The sequence below is a fragment of the Roseovarius sp. 217 genome (assembly GCF_000152845.1).
Taxonomy (GTDB): domain Bacteria; phylum Pseudomonadota; class Alphaproteobacteria; order Rhodobacterales; family Rhodobacteraceae; genus Roseovarius.
In genome coordinates this window covers 3855791-3875583 of record NZ_CH902584.1, presented here as the reverse complement: position 1 = coordinate 3875583, position 19793 = coordinate 3855791, and the positions used below count along the sequence as shown (strand labels likewise).

Below are 19793 nucleotides of genomic sequence, written 5' to 3'. Positions count from 1 at the left end.
CCCCCCGTCCGTCCTTAGCCATGCAGCCCAAGCTCATGGGCGGCGCGCCAGATGCGCCAATGGTCATGCGGCATCTGGGTGTGGCGCAGGCCAAAGGGGCGCAGGGCGTCGTGCACCGCGTTGGAAAAGGCCGGGACACCGCCGACATTCGGGCTTTCGCCCACGCCCTTGGCACCGATGGGGTGATGCGGCGAGGGGGTTTCGGTGTGATCGGTGGTGTAATGCGGCGTTTCCCACGCGGTGGGGATGAAGAAATCCATCAGCGTGCCGGTTTTGACATTACCCATCTCGTCATAGGCGATTTCCTGTCCCATCGCGATGGCGAGCGCCTCGGTGAGGCCGCCATGTACCTGCCCCTCGATCACCATCGGGTTGATCCGGGTGCCGCAATCGTCGAGCGCGTAGAACTGGCGGATTTGCGTTTCGCCGGTGTCGATGTCGATTTCCATCACGCAGATGTAGGCGCCGAACGGATAGGTCATGTTGGGCGGGTCATAGTAGCTGACCGCCTCCAACCCCGGCTCGACGCCGGGAATGGCCTGATGATAGGAGGCATAGGCAATTTCGGCCATGGTCTTGAACCGTTCCGGTGCGCCCTTGACCGCAAAGCGGTCGATGTCGAATTCGACGTCATTGTCGTGAACTTCCAGGAGATAGGCCGCGATCATCTGCGCCTTGGCGCGGATTTTGCGGCCCGCCATGGCCGTGGCGGCCCCGGCCACAGGCGTCGAGCGCGAGCCATAGGTGCCAAGGCCATAAGGCGCGGTATCGGTATCGCCCTCCTCGACGGTGATCTTGTCGGCCGGGATGCCGATTTCGGTCGCGAGAATCTGGGCAAAGGTGGTGGCGTGGCCCTGACCCTGAGAGATGGTGCCAAGGCGGGCGATGGCCGATCCGGTGGGGTGGATGCGAATCTCGCAACTGTCGAACATGCCCATGCCGAGGATGTCGCAATTCTTGACCGGGCCTGCGCCGACGATTTCGGTAAAATGCGTCAGGCCGATGCCGATCAGTTTGCGGGTTTCGCCGCGTTTGAAGGCCGCGACGCGGTCGGCCTGTTCAGCGCGCAGACCGGCGTAATCCACGGCCTTCAGCGCCTTGTCCCAAGCGGTGTGATAGTCGCCAGAATCGTATTCCCAGCCAAGCGCCGAGTGATAGGGGAACTGGTCGGCGCGGATGAAATTGATGCGGCGCAGCTCTGCGGCGTCCATGCCGAGTTCAATCGCCAATATCTCGATCATCCGCTCGATGAAATAGGCGGCCTCGGTCACGCGGAAGGAGCAGCGATAGGCGACGCCGCCGGGGGCCTTGTTGGTGTAGACGCCATCGACGCCGACATAGGCCACCGGGATGTCATAGCTGCCGGTGCAGATGTGAAAGAACCCAGCCGGGAATTTGGTGGGATCGGCACAGGCGTCGAACGCGCCGTGATCGGCGGTAACATGGCACCAGAGGCCGGTGATCTTGCCCTCTTTGGTGGCCGCGATCTTGCCCTGCATCCAGTAGTCGCGGGCGAATGCGGTGGCCATCAGGTTCTCCATCCGGTCCTCGACCCATTTCACCGGCACGCCGGTGACGATGCTGGCGACGATAGAGCAGACGTAACCGGGATAGACGCCCACCTTGTTGCCGAAACCGCCGCCGATATCAGGCGACGCGACGCGAATGTTGTGTTCGTCGATGCCAGAGAGCAGCGAGGCCACGGTGCGCACCACATGCGGGGCCTGAAAGGTGCCGTAGACGGTCAGCTTGCCATTGACCTTGTCCATGGAGGCGACGCAGCCGCAGGTTTCCAGCGGGCAGGGGTGGGTGCGGTGGTAATAGATCATTTCCTCGGCCACCACATCGGCGCTTGCGATCACCTCTTCGGTGGCGGCCTTGTCGCCCTCTTCCCAGAGGAAGATGTGGTTGGGATGGCGGCGGGGGCCGTGTGCGCCGTCCGCTCCGGGGGCGAGATCCTCGCGCAGCACGGTGTCGGAGTTGAGCGACACGAACGGGTCGGTGATGACGGGGAGTTCCTCATACTCTACCTCGACCAGTTCGACGGCATCGGCGGCCACATAACGGTCGCGGGCGACGACAAAGGCCACCTCTTGCCCCTGAAAGAGCACCTTGCCATCAGCCAGCACCATCTGTTTGTCGCCCGCGAGCGTGGGCATCCAGTGCAGACCGAGCGGTTCGAGATCCTTGGCGGTCAGCACCGCTATCACGCCGTCAAGCGCCATGGCGGCGGAGGTGTCAATGGAGGTGACGCGGGCATGGGCGTAGGGCGAGCGGACGAAATCGCCAAAGAGCATGCCGGGCAGTTTGATATCATCGACGTAATTGCCCTTGCCTTGGGTAAAGCGTGCATCCTCGACGCGCTTGCGGGCGCAGCCGATACCCTTGAGTTTCGCGGTGCGGTCGTCGCGGTCTGGCGTCAGGTCGTTCATTGCGCGGCCTCCTTGGCGGTGTTGATGTCGCTCGCGGCGGCGAGCACGGCCTTGACGATGTTCTGGTAGCCGGTGCAGCGGCAGAGATTGCCGGCCATGCCGAACCGCACCTCTTCTTCGGTCGGATCGGGGTTTTCCTTGAGCAGTTGTGCGGCGCGGGTGATCATGCCTGGGGTGCAAAAGCCGCATTGCAGCCCGTGATGTTCGCGGAACGCCTCTTGCAGCGGGTGCAGCGCGTCGGGGGTTCCCAGCCCCTCGATGGTGGTGATGGTCGCGCCATCGGCCTGAGCGGCAAAGACGGTGCAGGATTTGACCGAACGGTCGCCCATGATCACGGTGCAGGCCCCGCAATGCGAGGTTTCGCAGCCAATGTGGGGCCCGGTGATGTTGAGGCGTTCGCGCAGGACATGGATCAGGAGTTCGCGCGGTTCGGCGAGGATTTCGTGGCGGGTGCCGTTGACGGTGAGGGTGATCTGCATTTTCTTGGACATGGTTTTCTCTCCCTCAGGCGCGCGACCAAGCGCGGGCGATGGCGCGGGCAAGGACAATGCCCGCTGCGTGGCGTTTGAAGGCGATAGGGCCGCGATTATCCTCGGTGGGGTCGATGGCGTCCTGCATGGCGGTGATTGCGGCGATGACGGCATCCTCGTTGCAGTCGGTGCCGATGAGGGCGTCGCCTGCGGCCTCGGCCCAGATGGGCGTGTCGGAGAGGTTGGTCATGGCGATGGAGGCGGCGGTGCAGTGATCGCCGTCGCGGGTCAGGATCACGGCGGCGGCGGCGGTGGCGTAGTCGCCGATCTTGCGCTTTTGCTTTTCATAGGCTTGCCCGCCGTTCGGGGCGTCAAAGCTGACGGCTGTCAGGATCTCGTCATCTTCTCGGGCTGTGAGATAGGCGCTCTCATAGAAATCACGCGCGGCGATGGTGCGGCTGCCAGCCGGGCCGGTGACGTGGAAGGTGGCGTTCAGGCATTGCATGAGACCGGGCATGTCGTTGCCGGGATCGCCGTTGGCGACATTGCCGCCCACGGTGCCCATGGCGCGCACCTGCGGGTCGGCAATCTGAAGTGCTGCCTCGCGCAGGATGGGGGCGTAGGTGGTGAGACCGGCGTTGGCGATGAGGTCCGCCTGCGTGACCATCGCACCCAAGGTGATGCGGCTGCCATCTATGGTAATGCCGCGCAGTGCCTCGATGGCTTGCAGGTCGATGAGATGCGGCACCTCGGCCATGCGCAGCTTCATCATCGGAATGAGGCTATGACCGCCCGCAATCACACGGGCGTCGTCGCCATGTTCCTGCAAGAGGGCCAAGGCGGCGGGAAGATCACCGGGGCGGTGATACTCGAATGCGGCTGGAATCATGTGGTCTCCTCCCAAAGACGGGGCCGGATGGCCTTGGGCGGATTTGGCGAGGGCAGAGGCGATTTGTCGCCTCACATGTCCTGAAAATCGCGGTGCGCTGCACGAGATGCGAAATAGCTGCACGAAATGCGAATGCGTCAGGCGGTGAGTGTTTCCGCCGCGATGGGGTGCCAGGCGCGCATGCGGGCGCGGAACCAGGTGCGTTGGCGCTTGGCATATTGGCGCGTGGCGATGGTCGCGGCCTCGCGCGCCTGATCGAGGGTCATTTCGCCGCGCAGATGGGCGACGAGTTCGGGCGCACCGATGGCCTTCATCGAGGGCAGGGCGGGGTCCCAGAGGGGGAGGTTGGCGCGCGCCTCATCAAGCGCGCCAGCCGCCAGCATCATGTCAAAGCGGCGGGCGATGCGGGCGGTGAGCCACTCCTTGTCGGCGGTGATCAAGAGCGGCGTGCAGGCGTGGAGCGGCAGCAGCGGGGGCGGCGTGTCATCCTGCCACGCGGCCAATCCCCGGCCCGTGGCGCGCTGCACCTCCCAGGCGCGCTGCACGCGCATGGGGTTGCGGGTGTCGATCCGGGAACGGGTCAGGGGGTCGAGCGCGTCGAGAAGCGTGGATAGCCCTTGGGTGGCCAGCAGGTGATCCGCCTCGGCGCGGAGTGAGGCGGGGGGTGTGGGGACATCGGCCAAGCCTTCGGTCAGGGCCGTGAAATAGAGGCCGGTGCCGCCGATGATGATGGGGCGCGCGGGCGTCTGCAGAATGGCCGCCACGTCGCGCAGCCAGTGGCCGGTGGAATAGGGGGCGCGCGGCCCGACGTGGCCATAGAGGCAGTGGGGAACGGCCGCCTCATCCGCCACGCTGGGTCGGGCGCTGAGAATGCGCCAGTTTTCATAGACTTGCAGAGCATCGGCATTGACGATCACGCCGCCTTGGGTGCGGGCGATGCGCATCGCGAGCGCGGATTTGCCGCTGGCGGTGGGGCCGGCGATCAGAATGGGGCGGTCAGCGGGGATGTCAACGGGCAGGCTCATGCGACCGGGTTAGCGTCAATTGCTCGGTTTGGCGAGGCGGTTTGCCGCCTTTTCCCCGCGAAACGGGGTGATCAGCGATTGCACATGGGCGGCATTTGCGACATTTTGCGCGCGATTACCCTGACGCAGCGGAGAATGCCCATGACCAGCCCGGACCGAGCGAAATTCAGCCGCGTGATGCTCAAGATTTCCGGGGAGGCGCTGATGGGGGATCTGGGCTATGGGCTGCATCCGCCGACCGTCGAGCGGATCGCGCGCGAGGTCAAGATCGTGCATGATCTGGGAGTCGAGATCTGTATGGTGATCGGGGGCGGCAACATCTTTCGCGGGTTGCAAGGCAGCGCGCAGGGGATGGAGCGCACGACCGCCGATTACATGGGAATGCTGGCCACGGTGATGAACGCGCTGGCGATGCAATCGGCGCTGGAAAAAATCGGTGTGTTCTGCCGGGTGATTTCCGCCATTCGTATGGACGAGGTGGCGGAGCCCTATATTCGTCGCCGCGCGGTGCGGCATCTGGAGAAAAAGCGCGTCTGTATCTTTGCGGCGGGCACCGGAAACCCCTATTTCACCACCGATACGGCGGCGACGCTGCGCGCCAATGAAATGGCCTGTGAAGCGATCTTCAAGGGAACCAAGGTGGATGGTGTCTATGACAAAGACCCGATCAAGTATGCGGACGCCAAACGCTATAATCGCGTGACCTATGATGAGGTGCTGGCCCAGCATCTGGCCGTGATGGACGCCTCTGCGATTGCGCTGGCGCGGGATAATAACTTGCCTATTATCGTGTTCTCTCTTGACGAACCGGGCGGGTTCAAGGGCATTCTGGCCGGTGAGGGCACCTATACAACCGTCCACGGTTGAGGCAAAACAAGGCTGACAGGACAAGAGCCGGAAGAAGGACTAAGACGACATGGCGGAAGATATCGAAATCGACACGGGCGATCTGGAACGCCGGATGGAAGGCGCGATGAGCGCGCTCAAGACCGAATTTGCGTCCCTGCGGACAGGGCGCGCCTCGGCCTCGATGCTGGAGCCGATCATGGTCGATGCCTATGGCCAGAAGACCCCGATCAATCAGGTGGGCACGGTCAACGTGCCGGAGCCGCGTATGGTCACGATCAACGTCTGGGACAAGGGTCTGGTCGGCAAGGTCGAAAAGGCCATCCGCGAGAGTGGGCTGGGGATCAATCCGCAGCTCAACGGCACGATCATCATGCTGCCGATCCCGGAATTGAACGAGCAGCGCCGCAAAGAGCTGACCAAGGTTGCCGCGCAATATGCCGAACATGCCCGCGTCGCTGTGCGCAATGTGCGCCGCGACGGGATGGATCAAATCAAGAAGGCCAAGGCCGACGGCATGTCCGAGGACGATCAAAAATTCTGGGAAGGTGAAGTGCAGAGCCTGACCGACCGCTTTATCAAGCATGTGGACGAGGTTCTGGACGGCAAACAAGCGGAGATCATGCAGGTCTGATGCCGAAAGTCGCGCCCATGGCAGGAAAATCATCCCCGACCGAGGGGCCGCGCCATGTGGCGATCATCATGGACGGCAATGGCCGCTGGGCGCAAAAGCGCGGGCGACCGCGCCTGTTCGGTCATCACGCCGGCGCGCGGCGGGTGCGCGAGATCGTGCAGTCCTGCCCCGGGTTGGGCGTCAAGTACCTGACCATATTTGCTTTTTCCACGGAAAACTGGAAGCGGACACAGACCGAGGTGGCGGGGCTGATGAGTCTCTTTCGCCGCTATATCATGAAGGAAATGCAGGAGTTCGTGCGCGAGAATGTGCAGGTGCGGTTTATCGGTGATCGCCCCCGGCTGGATGCCAAGCTGCGCAATCTGATGGATGAGGCCGAGGCGATGACCGCGCATTGCACCGGCACCAATCTGACCATCGCGCTCAATTACGGGGGGCGGGACGAGGTGTCGCGCGCCACCAAGCGCCTGGCGATTGACGTGGCCGAGGGACGGCTGCGCCCGGAGGACGTCAATGAGGAAACGCTGCCGCGCTATCTGGATACTTACGTATTGCCCGATCCCGATCTGGTGATCCGCACCTCTGGCGAGGCGCGGATTTCCAATTTCCTGCTCTGGCAATCGGCCTATGCGGAATATGAGTTCATCGACACGCTCTGGCCGGATTTCACCCCGGATGTTTTTGCCCGCTTGCTGTCACAATACGGGTCGCGGGATCGTCGGTTCGGGGCCGCACCTGCATGAGCGGGGCGGCACGCTGGACCGATCTCTGGCCGCGTCTGATGTCGGGCATCGTGCTGATTGTTGTCGGTGCGGTTGAAATCTGGCTTGGCGGGGTTCCCTTTGCGGCACTGGTCTGTGTGCTCGCTGGGGCGATGATTTGGGAGGCGGCGCGGATGTTCGCGGCCCCAGATGCGTTGCGGTCTGGCGTTCTGGCGGCTGTGGCGGTGGCCTTGGCGCTGTGGTTGCCGGGGATCATGGTTTTGCCAATCCTCTTGGCGGCGGTCGTCGTCGCGTCGAGGTCGGTCGAGCGGGAACGCGGGCCGTTTTTCGCGCTGGCGATCTGGTCGCTCTTGGGCTGTTACGCCATGGGCACGCTGCGCGCCGAGGCTGGTTTGATTTGGGTGTTGTGGCTGGTGGCGGTGGTCGTGATCTCTGATGTTGCGGGCTATTTCGCGGGGCGCTCGTTGGGCGGGCCCAAGTTCTGGCCGCGCTACAGCCCCAAGAAGACATGGTCGGGCACGATTGCCGGTTGGATTGGTGCGGCGGGCGTTGGATTGATCTTTGCGGCACCGACCGGTGCGGGGCTGGCGCTGGTGCCGTTGTCGGTTCTGGTGAGCTTTGCCGGGCAGATGGGCGATATTGCCGAAAGTGCGGTCAAGCGGCTGCGCGGGGTCAAGGACAGCTCGAACCTCATTCCCGGTCATGGCGGCGTGTTGGACCGGTTTGACGCGATGCTGGGTGCCGCGCTGGTTGTTGTCATCTTGTGGGCCGTGGGCCTCTTGCCGGGGGTGGCATGAAACGCATTTCCATTTTGGGGGCAACCGGCTCTGTCGGGCAAAACACGATTGATCTGATCAAGCGGTCACCGGGAGCCTATGACGTCGTGGCGCTCACCGGAGGGCGCAAGATCGACAGGCTGGCCCGCGATGCCATCGCGCTTGGGGCGGATGTGGCGGTGACGGCGCATGACGATCTGCTGGTATCGCTGCGTGAGGCATTGAAGGGCAGCAAGGTTGAGGCGGCGGCGGGCAAGGCAGCCTTGATCGAGGCCGCTCGCCGACCGGCGCAATGGGTGATGTCGGCGATTGTCGGCGCGGCTGGGCTTGCCCCCGGTCTGGCGGCGTTGGAGCAGGGCGCGACGCTGGCCTTGGCCAACAAGGAATCGCTGGTCACGGCGGGGGCGTTGATGATGCGCACCGCGCGCGCCAACCGCGCCACCATCCTGCCGGTGGACAGCGAGCATTCGGCGATCTTTCAGGCGCTGGTGGGTGAGGATTCTGCCGCCGTGAGCCGGGTAATCATCACCGCCTCTGGGGGGGCATTCCGCGATTGGCCGCTGGAGCGACTGGCGAGTGCCACCGTGGCCGAGGCCTCATCGCATCCGAATTGGGCGATGGGGCAGCGGATCACCATTGATTCCGCCTCGATGTTCAACAAGGCGATGGAAATGATCGAGGCGCGGGAGTTCTTTGGCTTTACCCCCAAGCAGATCGAGGTGCTGATCCATCCGCAATCCTTGGTACATGCGCTGGTGGGGTTCTGCGATGGGGCGCTGATGGCTCATGTGGGGCCACCTGACATGCGCCATGCGATCGGCTATGCGCTGAACTGGCCGCAACGGCAGGCCTTGCCGGTCGAGGTGCTGGATCTGGCGGCCATCGGCACGCTGGAATTCCGGTCGCCCGATCCCGAGCGCTATCCCGCCCTGCGCCTCGCGCGCGAGGTGATGGAGGCGCGCGGTCTGTCGGGTGCGATTTTCAACGCGGCCAAGGAACGGGCGCTGGATCATTTCATCGCGGGGCGCATCCGGTTTACCGATATGAACATGGTGGTCGAAGAGGTGCTGAACGCACTCGGCCATGCGCCAGAGGCACGGAATTCCGAGATGACCCTTGATGTGGTGGCCCATATGGACCATCTGGCAAGGACGCAGGCCGATCAGGTCGTGTTGACGCGAACAACGCAAGGATAAAGCTTGGATATTCTGACCTTTCTGCCGCAATTCGGTAATGTTTTCCTGACGATACTGGCCTTTGTTGTCGCGCTCTCGGTGATTGTGGCGGTGCATGAATATGGTCATTACATCGTCGGCCGCTGGTCCGGGATCAAAGCCGAGGTGTTCTCGCTTGGGTTTGGCCCGGTGCTTTTCGCGCGCACCGACAAACATGGCACGCGCTGGCAACTGGCCGCGCTGCCGTTTGGCGGCTTTGTCAAGTTTTTGGGCGATGCCGATGCTGCGAGCGGCAAGGATGGCGCCGCAATGGCGGCGCTGCCGCCGGAGCGCCTGCGCCAGACCATGCACGGGGCGCCGCTCTGGGCGCGCACGGCCACGGTCGCGGCGGGGCCGGTGTTCAATTTCATCCTGTCGATCCTGATTTTCAGCGCCGTGATGATGAGCGGCGGCAAAACCGCTGATCCTTTGACAGTCGGTGCGCTGAAACCCTTGCCGGTGGAAGGCATCACGCTGGAGCCGGGTGACAGGGTGCTGAGCATTGAGGGGCAAAGCCTGCCTGATGTGGCGGTGGGCGAAGTCTATGACGATCTGATTGACGCGCTGCCGCGGCAAGCGCTCTTGCGCTATGAGGTCGAGCGCGCGGGGAGCCGGGTTACTGCGGCGGGGCCGCAGCTTATGCCGCCATTGATCAGCGGTCTCGCCCCGCAATCAGCGGCGTTCGATGCAGATTTGCAGCCGGGCGATGTGATCACGGCGATCAATGGCACACCGGTTATGGCCTTTGAAGAGCTCAAGGATGTGGTTGAGGGATCGAATGGCGCGCCTCTGGCGCTGACGCTGTGGCGCGCGGGGGGCGAGACCTATGAGGTCAACATCACACCGCGCCGGGTGGACGAGCCGCAGCCCGAGGGCGGGTTTCGCACCGAATGGCGCATTGGCATCGCGGGCGGCATGGCGTTCGAGCCGGCAACCGAACGGTTGGGTCCGGTCGAGGCCGTCGGCAATGCGGTGGGGCAGACCGGCGAGATCATCCAGAGCTCGCTTTCGGGTCTCTATCACATGATCACCGGGGCGATCAGCAGTTGCAACATGTCCGGGCCGATTGGCATAGCGCAGGTTTCGGGGGCGATGGCGAGCCAAGGGCCGGAGAGTTTCGTCTGGTTCATTGCGGTGCTGTCAACGGCTGTGGGTTTGCTCAATCTCTTTCCGGTGCCGGTGCTGGATGGGGGGCATCTGGTGTTTTATGCCTATGAGGCCGTGTCGGGCCGTCCACCGAGTGAGCGCGCGCTGCGGGTGCTGATGACCATGGGCTTGACGCTGGTTCTGTCGTTGATGCTGTTCGCCTTGTTCAACGATATCTTCTGCCCGTAAGGGACGGGCGCTGCGCTGTGGCGCATGCCGCGCCTTGAGGTCGCGCTTTGGAGATCGCGGCCAAATCCAATCTGTGAGCCTGCCTAGCCTAGAGCGGCAGATACGCGACCATGTCACCTGCGTTGCGAGCCGGGTCGCTGGCGGGACGGACCATGAGCGCCTCGGCGTTGGCGAGGATGCTGAGGAGCGAACTATCCTGCTTGTCCTCGGGGTGAATGCCCGCCGGTGTGAGGGCTGCGCGCATGTAATGCTCTCGCGGGCCGTTGGGTGGCAGGGGGATCGCCAGCGGGGCGCGCAGGCGGGGCGCGGCCTGCGCGCCCAGACCCAGCATGGCGTTTATCATCGGGGCGATGAACACATGGCCGCAGACCATGGCCGAGACCGGATTGCCCGGCAGGCCGACCATGGCCGCGCCGTTCATGCGACCGGCCATCAGCGGTTTACCGGGACGCATGGCGACCTTGTAAAAGGCCCGTTCCATGCCCAGATCGCCCGCCACCCGACCCACGAGATCATGATCGCCGACCGAGGCACCGCCGATGGTGATGATCAGATCGGCCCCTCGGGTGAGGGCAAAGCCTGCGGTGAGTGAGGCCACGGTATCGCGGGCGATGGGCAAGATGCGCGCCTCTGCCCCGAGCGCATCCAGCAGCGCCTTGAGGCCAAAGGTGTTGGAGGCGATGATCTGATCGGGGCCCGGGGTCTCTCCGGGCATGACCAATTCGTCGCCGGTGGACATCAGCGCCACCTGTGGTTTGCGGCGCACCGGCACGGCGGCGATGTTCATCGAGGCCAGAAGGGCGATATCGGTGGGGCGCAGGCGGCGGGGGGCTGTGATCGCCTGCCCATGGCGGAAATCGCAACCCAAGGGGCGAATGTGGTCCTTGGTATCCAGTTTATCCCTGAGGGTGATCTGATCGCCGTCGCGGGTCACGTCCTCTTGGATTATCACGCGGCTGGCACCTTTGGGCAGCGGCGCGCCCGTAAAGATGCGCACTGCCGCGCCTGCGTCGAGGGTGCCGGTATAGGCATGGCCCGCCGCTGCCTCGCCAATGACGGTAAATCGCGCGCCGGGTGCGGCTTCTTCTTCGCGGATTGCGTAGCCGTCCATCGCGGAGGCGGCAAAGGGCGGCTGGTCACGGGTCGCAGTCACATCGCGGGCGAGGATACGGCCCGCAGCCTGTGCGAGTGGCACCTCTTCGATGTCGAGCGGGTGCACGAGGCTGAAGAGATGCGCGAGAGCCGCGTCAACGGTGATCATGTCGCCTCATACCGTCCTGATTTTCCGCCATCTTTCAGGATGACGCGGATGCCGCCGATTTCCATCGCCTTGTCTACCGCCTTGGTCATGTCATAGACGGTGAGCGCGGCCACGGAGGCGGCGGTGAGAGCCTCCATCTCGACGCCAGTCTGGCCGGTGGTCTTGACCGTGGCGGCAATGCGCACGCCGGGTAGCTCGGGATCGAGTGTCAGATCCACCGTGACCTTGGTGATGGAGAGCGGGTGGCAGAGCGGGATGAGGTCTGGCGTCCGCTTGGCCGCCATGATCCCGGCGAGGCGGGCGACGGCGAGAACATCGCCCTTTTTGGCACGACCTTCGGTAATGATATCAAAGGTTTCACGGGCCATCTTGATGTGACCCTCGGCCACTGCAACACGCGCGGTGATGTCCTTGTCAGAGACATCGACCATATGGGCATGGCCCTGGCCGTCAAAATGGCTGAGCCCTGCCATCAAAAGCCCCCGGGCATGAGCGGATTGGCGAGTATGTCGCGGGTGGCCTGTGCCACATCGTCGGCGCGCATCAGGGTTTCGCCGATAAGAAAGCTGCGCGCGCCGTAGCGGGCCATGTCCGAGAGATCGGCAGGCGTTGCAAGGCCGCTCTCGCAGACGATCATCCGCTCGGGGGGGACGAATTTCGACAATTGCCGGGTGGTGTCGAGCGAGGTTTCAAAGCTGTTGAGATCACGATTGTTGATGCCGACCATCCGCGACGTGAGGTGGCCGACGCGGTCAAGCTCTTCGCGGTTGTGAACCTCGATCAGGGCATCCATGCCCCAGTGCGTCGCGGCCTCTTCCAACTCGAGGGCCTGCGCGTCGGATACGCTGGCCATGATGATCAGAATGCAGTCGGCCCCCCAAGCGCGCGCTTCGGCGACCTGATAGGGGTCATACATGAAATCCTTGCGCAGCACGGGCAGGTCGCAGGCGGCACGCGCCTCTTTGAGATAGTCTGGTGCACCCTGAAAGCTGGGCGTGTCGGTGAGCACCGAAAGACATGTGGCACCGCCCGTCGCATAGGCCTCTGCCAGAGCGGCCGGATCGAAATCGGCGCGGATCAACCCCTTGGACGGGCTGGCCTTTTTGATCTCGGTAATGAGACCGTAACCGGACTTGCTGGCTTTGTGCAGCGCCTCGGCGAAGGGGCGCACCGGGGGCGCTTCGTTGGCCAATGTTTCGATTTCAGAGGTGGGATGGTCGGCCTTGGCTGCCGCGATTTCCTCGAGTTTGTAGGCTTTGATCTTGTCCAGAATGGTCGGGCTGGTCATACGGTCTCCGATGTCAGTTTCGCCAGAGCGGTGAGTTTCGCGCGGGCCGCGCCGCTGTCGATGCTCTCGACAGCCTGGGCCACGCCATCACGCAGGTCGCTGGCATGTCCCGCCACGGTCAGGGCCGCAGCGGCGTTGAGCAGGACGGCATCGCGGTAAGCGCCGGGTGCCCCATCGAGCAGCGCGCGCAGCGCGGTGGCGTTTTCCGCCGGGGTGCCACCCAAGATGGCCTCAAAGGGATGCACGGGCAACCCGAAATCCTCGGGGTGCAATTCGGTCTCGCGGATGCTGCCGTCTTCTTCGAGGGCCGCGACCCAGGAGACGCCGGTGATCGTCATCTCATCTGTGCCGTCCGAGCCATGCACGAGCCAAGCGCGGGTTGACCCCAATTGGCCCAGCGTTTCGGCCATGGGACGGATGAGGTCGCGGGAAAAGGCACCGGTGAGTTGGCGTTTGACGCCTGCGGGGTTGGTGAGGGGGCCGAGGATGTTGAAAATGGTCCGGGTGCCCAACTCGGTGCGCACCGGGCCGACATGCGCCATGGCCGGGTGATGCATGGGCGCCATCATAAAGGCGATGCCCACCTCCCTGAGTGCGCGTTCGACCACGGGGACGCCGACCATGACCTTGATTCCCATCTCGGTCAGCGCATCCGCAGCACCAGATTTGGACGAGAGATTGCGATTGCCATGCTTGGCCACCGGCACGCCAGCACCCGCCACCACAAAGGCCGTCGCGGTCGAGATATTGAGCGTGCCCTTGCCATCGCCGCCGGTGCCGACAATGTCCATCGCGCCCTCTGGTGCGCGCACCGCGTTGCATTTGGCGCGCATCACGGCGGCGGCGGCGGCATATTCATCGACCGTCTCGCCACGGGTGCGCAAGGCCATGAGAAAGCCGCCGGTCTGGGCCGGTGTTGCCTCGCCTTCAAAGAGAATCTGAAAGGCGATTTCGGCCTCTTGTCGCGTGAGCGACCGGTCGGCGGCCGCGCCGATCAAGGGTTTGAGCCGGTCGCTCATGCCGGGACCTGCATCATGTCGATGAAGTTCTTGAGCAGGGCGTGACCGTGTTGCGAGGCGATGGATTCGGGGTGAAACTGCACGCCCTGGATTGGCAAATCGCGGTGTTGCAGCCCCATGATGGTGCCATCGGCCAGTTCTGCGGTAATCTCGAGGCAATCGGGCAGGCTGGAGCGTTCCACCACCAGCGAGTGATAGCGCGTGGCCTCGAAGGGTGAGGGCAGACCGGCAAAGACGCCTTTGCCCTGATGATGGATCTGGCCCATCTTGCCATGCACGATTTCGGAGTGGCGGATGACCTTGCCGCCAAAGGCCTGACCGATGGTCTGATGTCCAAGGCAGACGCCAAGCAGGGGAATCCCCGCCTCGGCGGCGGCCAGTGTCAGCGGCAGGCAGATGCCCGCCTGATCCGGGTCGCAGGGACCGGGCGACAGCAGGATCCCATCGGGGTGCATCGCCATCGCCTCTTGCACATTGAGCGCATCGTTGCGCAGAACGCGGGTTTCTGCACCCAATTCGCCGACGTAATGGACGAGATTATAGGTGAAACTGTCGTAGTTGTCGATCAAGAGCAGCATTCGCGCCTGTCCTCATGCAAAGGGGGCTGGAGGCCAAGGGCCCGGTCGCGGTATACTTGTTCAGTCTTGCGCGGTACCGTCAAGAGGCGCTAGGCCGGATAACAGGCAAAACAGGCAGATACGGGGGCAAAGGCAGTGGCACGCGGGGTATTGGCAGGCATGATGACGGGAACGCTGGTCTCGGGACTGGCCTTGGGCACGCTGTCGGTTCTGAGCGGGGGACCGGGCGTCACTCCGCCAGAGGCGGTGAGCCTAGAGGTGCCAGCCGGATCAGGGTTCGACCTTCGGCGAGAAGATGAGCAAGCGGCCTTGCCAGAGGCGCAGAGCGCGCCTGAAAGTGGGGTTGTGTCGCAAGTCGCACCGCCCACACCGGATGATCTGGCCTCTGTCGGCGCGGATACCACGCCGTCCCAGTCTCCTGAGACCGGCGAGGCGGCGGAGCTGGCTGCGGCCCCTTCGGTCGGGGGCGAGACTTCTGGCGTTGCGGTGCAGACGGATGATCCGGTGCTGCCCAGCCCGCTGCTGTCGCCGCCAGACGTGCCGTCCAGCGAGGAGTCCTTGGCGATCTCGACTGATCCGGCGCAGCCGCCCGCCCCGGAACCGGAGGAAGAGAGCGCCGGTGTGAGCGTGCCGCAAGAAGACGCGGCGGACGCTGCCGAGGCAGAGACTGACATGTCGATCTTTCCTGAAGAAGAACCAGCCCCAGTGCTCATTCCAGAGGCATCCGATGGGGACGACATGACGGATATGTCACCGGAGGCCGAAGCGCAGGCGGCGACGGCAACCGCGCCCGAAGACGAGACCGTCTCTAAGACGCTGCCCGCACTCGGGACCATTGGCAACCGCGCGGACGGGGTGACGACAAATCGCCTCCCCAGTCTGGCTGACCCGGCGCCAGAGGTCGAGGCGGCGGTGGAGCCCGTGACGCAGGAGGGGGCTCTGGCCCGCAATCGGGTGGCGTTCGACAATCCCGAGGGCAAGCCTCTGATGGCGATCATCCTCATGGATGACGGGAAGAGCCCGATTGGGCTCGAGGCGCTTCAGAGTTTTCCCTATCCGTTGAATTTCGCGGTCGATGTCGGATGGCCCGGGGCGGCCGCTGCGGCGGAACGGTACCGCGCTGCCGGATTCGAGGTCTTGGCGATGACCGATCTGCCAGAGGGTGCGCGCCCCGAGGATGCAGAGGTCGCGATGCAGGCATGGTTCGCTCAGGTGCCGCAGGCGGTGGCCGTGCTGGAGGGCACCGGCACCGGCTTGCAATCGAGCCGCGAGGCGAGTGCGCAACTGGCTCCGATTCTCAAGGAGAGCGGGCATGGGTTGGTGATGCATCCCAATGGGCTGAACACCGCGCAAAAACTGATTGCGCGGGAAGGCGTGCCTTCGGCCAGTCTGTTCCGGGATTTTGACGGGGAGGGGCAGAATGCCGCTGCGATTCGACGATTTCTGGATCAGGCCGCAATGAAGGCGGATCAGCAGGAGGAGGGCGTGATCATGTTGGGCCGGATGCGGGCGGACACGATCAGCGCGCTGCTCTTGTGGGGATTGCAGGACCGGGCCGCGAGCGTGGCGCTGGCACCCGTGTCGGCGGTGCTGCGGTCGGACTGATCCGGGGGAGGGATGCCAAGAGGGCCTGTGCCGCTCAGGCCGCTAAACGCGCGTATCATGCCGCACCGGAGACAGCCGGAGGGGTGGTTTGACCTCAGGATATGCTCACACCCATAGCGAAAGGGCATGGTGATGATCCTCTATCCCACCTTGGAAATTCTCGATGGCAAATGTGTCACCCTGACTCGGGGACGGCTGAATGAGCCGGTGCGATGGCATTTGGATCCGGTCGAGACCGCGCGCGGGTTCGTGGCGGCGGGCGCCGAATGGATGCATCTTACGGATATGAGCGGGCTGCGTGGCGCGGTGGACAATAATGATCTCATCGAGCAGATCATCCGTGCCGTGGGTATTCCGGTGCAATTGGGCGGCGGTTTTCGGTCGCGTGAGGCGGTGGAGCGCTGGATCGACAAAGGCGCGGGGCGGATTGTGCTGGGCACGATGGCGATACAGGATCCTGAGGCGGTCAAGGCCCTGGCCAAATATCACCCGGATCAGATCGTTGTGGCCGTGGATATCTATCAGGGTCAGTTGATGACGGATGGCTGGCGCACGGCCTCCGCCTTTGGTCCGGCCGAATTCATTGCGGCCTTTGACGGTGTGCCGCTGGCAGGTCTTTTGATTACCGATATTGATGCCGATATCGAGGATAGTGACGGCAGTCTCGGGGTGATTTCTGGGCTGGCAGCCAAGACGCGGCATGCGGTGATTGCGCGTGGCACGGTGCGCACGGTCGATGATGTGTCGCGGTTGCGCTATATTCCCAATATCGCTGGGGCACTCATCGGGCGCGCGCTATTGTCCAAGGATGTCGATCTGGCCGAGGCTCTGGAGGTCGCGCGGGCGGTGCCTGAAGCGAAGGCCGAGTTTATCTGACCCCGCGGTGTCAGCCCCGCCACTGGCCGGGGCCGATGCCATCCAGGGTCCAGTCGCCGATGCGCCAGCGGATGAGACGCAGGGTGGGGTGGCCGATATGGGCGGTCATGCGGCGCACCTGACGGTTGCGCCCCTCGGAGATCGTCAGTTTCAGCCAGCAGTCCGGCACGGATTTGCGGAAGCGGACAGGTGGCGTGCGCGGCCAGAGGGTTGGCGGCTCCATCCGGTCCACGCGCGCGGGGCGCGTTGGACCATCGTTAAGCGTCACGCCTTGGCGCAGCGCCGCAAGGGTCGCATCATCGGGCAGGCCTTCGACCTGGGCGAAATAGGTTTTTTCAGTTTTGAAACGGGGGTTTGCGATCCGCGCTTGAAGTTGGCCATCATCGGTCAGCACCAAGAGCCCCTCGCTGTCGCGGTCGAGGCGCCCGGCGGGATAGACGCGCGGCACGTCGATGAAATCCGAGAGCGTCGCGCGGGGGCTATCCGCAGAGCCGCGACCGGTGAATTGCGACAGCACGTCATAGGGTTTGTTGAAGAGGATGAGGCGGGCCATGTCCCTGTCTTGCCCGAGGGCAAGGCCCACCGCAAGTGTCAGTTATAGCCGGGGCGCAGGCCTTCGCGGATCTTGTAGGCCCACGGCAGGCCGGCGTTGCGCCAGCCATTGACCGCGCGCGCGCCTGCGTCGTTTGTGTCGCCCTCAAAGCCGTCGACGACGTTGTAGAGCGTCACATCGACACCGGCCTCGACCAGTTTGGCGATGGCCTCGGCGCTGCGCGACCCAGAGCGGCACATCACCAGCAGGGTATCCACGCCTGCGGCGGCGTCGCTGGCGAGCCACGCCGTCATTTCGTCCACGAAGGCGGGGTTGTCCACCATCTTGTATGCGCCCTTTTTGGCGTCGAAGGCGAGGGCGGGGTCCATCAGTTTCGAGGGGATATTGGCGGCGGCGGCGGTGGCATAGCCGATCAGGTTCACCTCGGACGGGGTGCGCACGTCGATAAGCGCCACGTTGGGGTGTTGGCCCAGCACGCGGCCTGCGTCGGCGGCGGTGATGTAGAGGCCGGGGGTGGTCTGTTTGCTCTTGCTCAGGGTCTCAGCGGCGATGGGGTCTTGCAGGTGTAGGGCACCCCCGGCGGCGCTGGAGAGCGGTGCAAGGGCCAGGGCGAGGGCCACAAGGGCCGGGGCGACGAATCGGGTCATGCGGATCATTGGCTTCCCTCCGTTATATTCCTCGATTGGAATGTGATATAACAGAGCTATGCTGGCAAAAGCGCGCACGCCTTGACCTGAGTCAAATGGGATCAGCCGTTGTTGTCGCCGCCAAAGCGTGCGGCATCGGCTGCGGCCCGCCGGATGGCGTTGGATTTATGGACGGTTTCCATATATTCCGCCTCGGGGTCGCTGTCATAGACCACGCCGCCGCCCGCCTGAATATAGAGCTTTTCATCCTTGACGACGGCGGTGCGCAGGGCGATGCAGACATCCATATCGCCGCCTGAGCTGAAATACCCAACGCCGCCGCCGTAGACGCCGCGTTTCTCGGGTTCCAATTCGTCGATGATCTCCATCGCGCGGACCTTGGGCGCGCCGGAGACCGTGCCCGCTGGCAGACCGGCAAGGAGGGCGCTCAGCGCGTCCTGATCCTCGGCCAACACACCCACGACGTTCGAGACGATATGCATGACGTGGCTGTAGCGCTCGATGATGAACTTCTCGGTCGGATGCACGGTGCCGACCTTGCAGACGCGGCCCGCGTCATTGCGCCCCAGATCAAGCAGCATGAGATGCTCGGCCAGTTCCTTTTGATCCGCCAGAAGATCAGCCTCAAGTGCGCGGTCTTCTTCGGGTGTCGCGCCGCGAGGACGGGTGCCTGCGATGGGGCGGATCGTTACCTCTTGGCCGAAGACGCGGACGAGGATTTCGGGGCTGGCCCCAATCACCTGAAAGTCGCCAAAGTGAAAGAAAAACATGAATGGTGACGGGTTTGTCCGCCGTAAAGATCGGTAAAGTGAAAATGGAGGTTGGCGAAAAGGCTGAGTCCAGCGCTGTGAGGGGACCACTTGAAAGATGTCGCCCGCGCGAATGTAATCCTTGGCCTTGTCCACGGCGGCCTTGTAGGCCTCTCGGGTGAAATTCGACACGGGCGCTGCGTCTTCATGCGCCTCGCCCAAGCTGCGGCTGGATTGCGGCAAGGCGCGTTCCAGATCACGCACCGCGTCCATCACCCGCTCGGCGGCTTGCGCATAGGCCGCGCGTGCCGATTGCCCGGTGCCGACCCAAGCGGGGGCCACAACCATCACCTCGCCCTTGACGCCGTCGAGCACGGCAATCACGGATGGGCGCAGCATCACGGCATCGGGCAGGCCAAGCGGGTCCGGGTTCACATTCGGTAGGTGTTCGACCAGCCGGATCATGTCATAGCCAAGATAGCCAAAGAGCCCGGCGCTGGCGGCGGGCATGCCCTCGGGCAAAGCGATGCGGCTCTCGGCAATCAAGGCGCGCAGGTTGTCGAGCGGGTCGCCAGACTGATCCTCGAAGTCGTCGTGATCGAACCGCGCCTGACGATTGATGCGGCTGGCGGTGCCGTGGCATTGCCAGATCACATCGGGTTTCAGGCCGATGATGGAATAGCGCCCGCGCAATTCGCCGCCGGTCACGGATTCGAGCAGGAAGGCGTCGCGCGCGGCGCCTGTCAGCTTGAGCATGAGCGACACGGGCGTGTCGAGATCGGCCGCAAGCCGCGCATGCACCACCTGATTTTCGCCAGCCTCATAGGCGCGGGCGAATGCCTCGAAGGACGGGGTCAGTTCCAATTGGGCGGTC

At 63.9% G+C, this 19793-nt stretch carries 20 protein-coding genes; 8 read left to right on the top strand and 12 right to left on the bottom strand.

What is annotated here, in order from left to right:
- Positions 1 to 14: 14 nt before the first annotated feature.
- The 4 genes from ROS217_RS18620 to miaA all read right to left on the bottom strand — a co-directional run bounded on the left by ROS217_RS18620 (position 15) and on the right by miaA (position 4816).
- A complete protein-coding gene (locus ROS217_RS18620) occupies positions 15 to 2432 on the bottom strand; it encodes an aerobic carbon-monoxide dehydrogenase large subunit (RefSeq protein WP_009819350.1) in 2418 nt (805 codons plus the stop codon).
- Positions 2429 to 2923 carry a (2Fe-2S)-binding protein gene (locus ROS217_RS18615; RefSeq protein WP_009819349.1) on the bottom strand — a complete coding sequence of 165 codons (495 nt, stop codon included), beginning with the start codon at positions 2921 to 2923 and terminating at the stop codon, positions 2429 to 2431. Before ROS217_RS18615 ends, ROS217_RS18620 begins: the two co-directional genes overlap by 4 nt.
- 13 nt (positions 2924 to 2936) lie before the next feature.
- Entirely contained in the window at positions 2937 to 3791 is an 855-nt protein-coding gene (locus tag ROS217_RS18610) for an FAD binding domain-containing protein (RefSeq protein WP_009819348.1), read from the bottom strand.
- Between the two features lie 137 nt (positions 3792 to 3928).
- Positions 3929 to 4816 carry a tRNA (adenosine(37)-N6)-dimethylallyltransferase MiaA gene (gene miaA / locus ROS217_RS18605; RefSeq protein WP_009819347.1) on the bottom strand — a complete coding sequence of 296 codons (888 nt, stop codon included), beginning with the start codon at positions 4814 to 4816 and terminating at the stop codon, positions 3929 to 3931.
- A gap of 135 nt (positions 4817 to 4951) precedes the next feature.
- Here miaA and pyrH point away from each other — a divergent pair, with 135 nt between their 5' ends.
- The 6 genes from pyrH to rseP are packed head-to-tail and all read left to right on the top strand — an operon-like array spanning position 4952 to position 10343.
- Complete coding sequence (gene pyrH, locus ROS217_RS18600; RefSeq protein WP_217623018.1) at positions 4952 to 5683, top strand: UMP kinase; 732 nt, start codon at positions 4952 to 4954, stop codon at positions 5681 to 5683.
- A gap of 49 nt (positions 5684 to 5732) precedes the next feature.
- Positions 5733 to 6296, top strand: coding sequence for a ribosome recycling factor (gene frr, locus ROS217_RS18595; protein ID WP_009819345.1), 564 nt, complete (start codon positions 5733 to 5735; stop codon positions 6294 to 6296).
- Between the two features lie 17 nt (positions 6297 to 6313).
- Entirely contained in the window at positions 6314 to 7039 is a 726-nt protein-coding gene (locus ROS217_RS18590) for an isoprenyl transferase (protein ID WP_040651715.1), read from the top strand.
- Positions 7036 to 7815 (top strand): phosphatidate cytidylyltransferase, encoded by a 780-nt coding sequence (locus ROS217_RS18585; RefSeq protein ID WP_009819343.1) that lies wholly within the window; start codon positions 7036 to 7038, stop codon positions 7813 to 7815. Before ROS217_RS18590 ends, ROS217_RS18585 begins: the two co-directional genes overlap by 4 nt.
- Positions 7812 to 8990, top strand: coding sequence for a 1-deoxy-D-xylulose-5-phosphate reductoisomerase (gene dxr, locus ROS217_RS18580; protein ID WP_009819342.1), 1179 nt, complete (start codon positions 7812 to 7814; stop codon positions 8988 to 8990). The genes ROS217_RS18585 and dxr overlap by 4 nt, the downstream gene beginning before the upstream one ends.
- Before the next feature lie 3 nt (positions 8991 to 8993).
- Positions 8994 to 10343: an RIP metalloprotease RseP gene (gene rseP, locus ROS217_RS18575; protein WP_009819341.1), complete on the top strand. Its 1350-nt coding sequence runs from the start codon at positions 8994 to 8996 to the stop codon at positions 10341 to 10343.
- An 88-nt stretch (positions 10344 to 10431) separates the two neighbouring features.
- Here rseP and ROS217_RS18570 read toward each other — a convergent pair whose 3' ends face one another.
- The 5 genes from ROS217_RS18570 to ROS217_RS18550 are packed head-to-tail and all read right to left on the bottom strand — an operon-like array spanning position 10432 to position 14489.
- Positions 10432 to 11604 (bottom strand): molybdopterin molybdotransferase MoeA, encoded by a 1173-nt coding sequence (locus ROS217_RS18570; protein ID WP_009819340.1) that lies wholly within the window; start codon positions 11602 to 11604, stop codon positions 10432 to 10434.
- Positions 11601 to 12077 (bottom strand): cyclic pyranopterin monophosphate synthase MoaC, encoded by a 477-nt coding sequence (moaC, locus tag ROS217_RS18565; protein WP_009819339.1) that lies wholly within the window; start codon positions 12075 to 12077, stop codon positions 11601 to 11603. The genes ROS217_RS18570 and moaC overlap by 4 nt, the downstream gene beginning before the upstream one ends.
- Positions 12077 to 12892 carry an indole-3-glycerol phosphate synthase TrpC gene (trpC, locus tag ROS217_RS18560; RefSeq protein WP_009819338.1) on the bottom strand — a complete coding sequence of 272 codons (816 nt, stop codon included), beginning with the start codon at positions 12890 to 12892 and terminating at the stop codon, positions 12077 to 12079. The genes moaC and trpC overlap by 1 nt, the downstream gene beginning before the upstream one ends.
- The gene (gene trpD / locus ROS217_RS18555; protein ID WP_009819337.1) at positions 12889 to 13911 is read right to left on the bottom strand and encodes an anthranilate phosphoribosyltransferase; all 1023 of its coding nucleotides are present in this window, start codon (positions 13909 to 13911) and stop codon (positions 12889 to 12891) included. Before trpD ends, trpC begins: the two co-directional genes overlap by 4 nt.
- On the bottom strand, positions 13908 to 14489 hold the full coding sequence (locus ROS217_RS18550) for an anthranilate synthase component II (protein WP_009819336.1): 582 nt from the start codon (positions 14487 to 14489) through the stop codon (positions 13908 to 13910). Before ROS217_RS18550 ends, trpD begins: the two co-directional genes overlap by 4 nt.
- Before the next feature lie 135 nt (positions 14490 to 14624).
- On the opposite strand from ROS217_RS18550, the gene ROS217_RS18545 reads away from it, so the two are divergent.
- The gene (locus ROS217_RS18545; protein WP_254656456.1) at positions 14625 to 16094 is read left to right on the top strand and encodes a divergent polysaccharide deacetylase family protein; all 1470 of its coding nucleotides are present in this window, start codon (positions 14625 to 14627) and stop codon (positions 16092 to 16094) included.
- 132 nt (positions 16095 to 16226) lie between these two features.
- Positions 16227 to 16970: a HisA/HisF-related TIM barrel protein gene (locus ROS217_RS18540; protein ID WP_040651713.1), complete on the top strand. Its 744-nt coding sequence runs from the start codon at positions 16227 to 16229 to the stop codon at positions 16968 to 16970.
- A 10-nt stretch (positions 16971 to 16980) separates the two neighbouring features.
- Here the strand turns inward: ROS217_RS18540 and ROS217_RS18535 are convergent, their stop codons facing one another.
- The 3 genes from ROS217_RS18535 to trpE all read right to left on the bottom strand — a co-directional run bounded on the left by ROS217_RS18535 (position 16981) and on the right by trpE (position 19783).
- Entirely contained in the window at positions 16981 to 17523 is a 543-nt protein-coding gene (locus ROS217_RS18535; protein WP_009819333.1) for a pseudouridine synthase, read from the bottom strand.
- A gap of 38 nt (positions 17524 to 17561) precedes the next feature.
- Positions 17562 to 18179: a sulfurtransferase gene (locus ROS217_RS18530; protein WP_009819332.1), complete on the bottom strand. Its 618-nt coding sequence runs from the start codon at positions 18177 to 18179 to the stop codon at positions 17562 to 17564.
- 92 nt (positions 18180 to 18271) lie between these two features.
- The gene (gene trpE, locus ROS217_RS18525; protein WP_009819331.1) at positions 18272 to 19783 is read right to left on the bottom strand and encodes an anthranilate synthase component I; all 1512 of its coding nucleotides are present in this window, start codon (positions 19781 to 19783) and stop codon (positions 18272 to 18274) included.
- Positions 19784 to 19793: the final 10 nt, after the last annotated feature.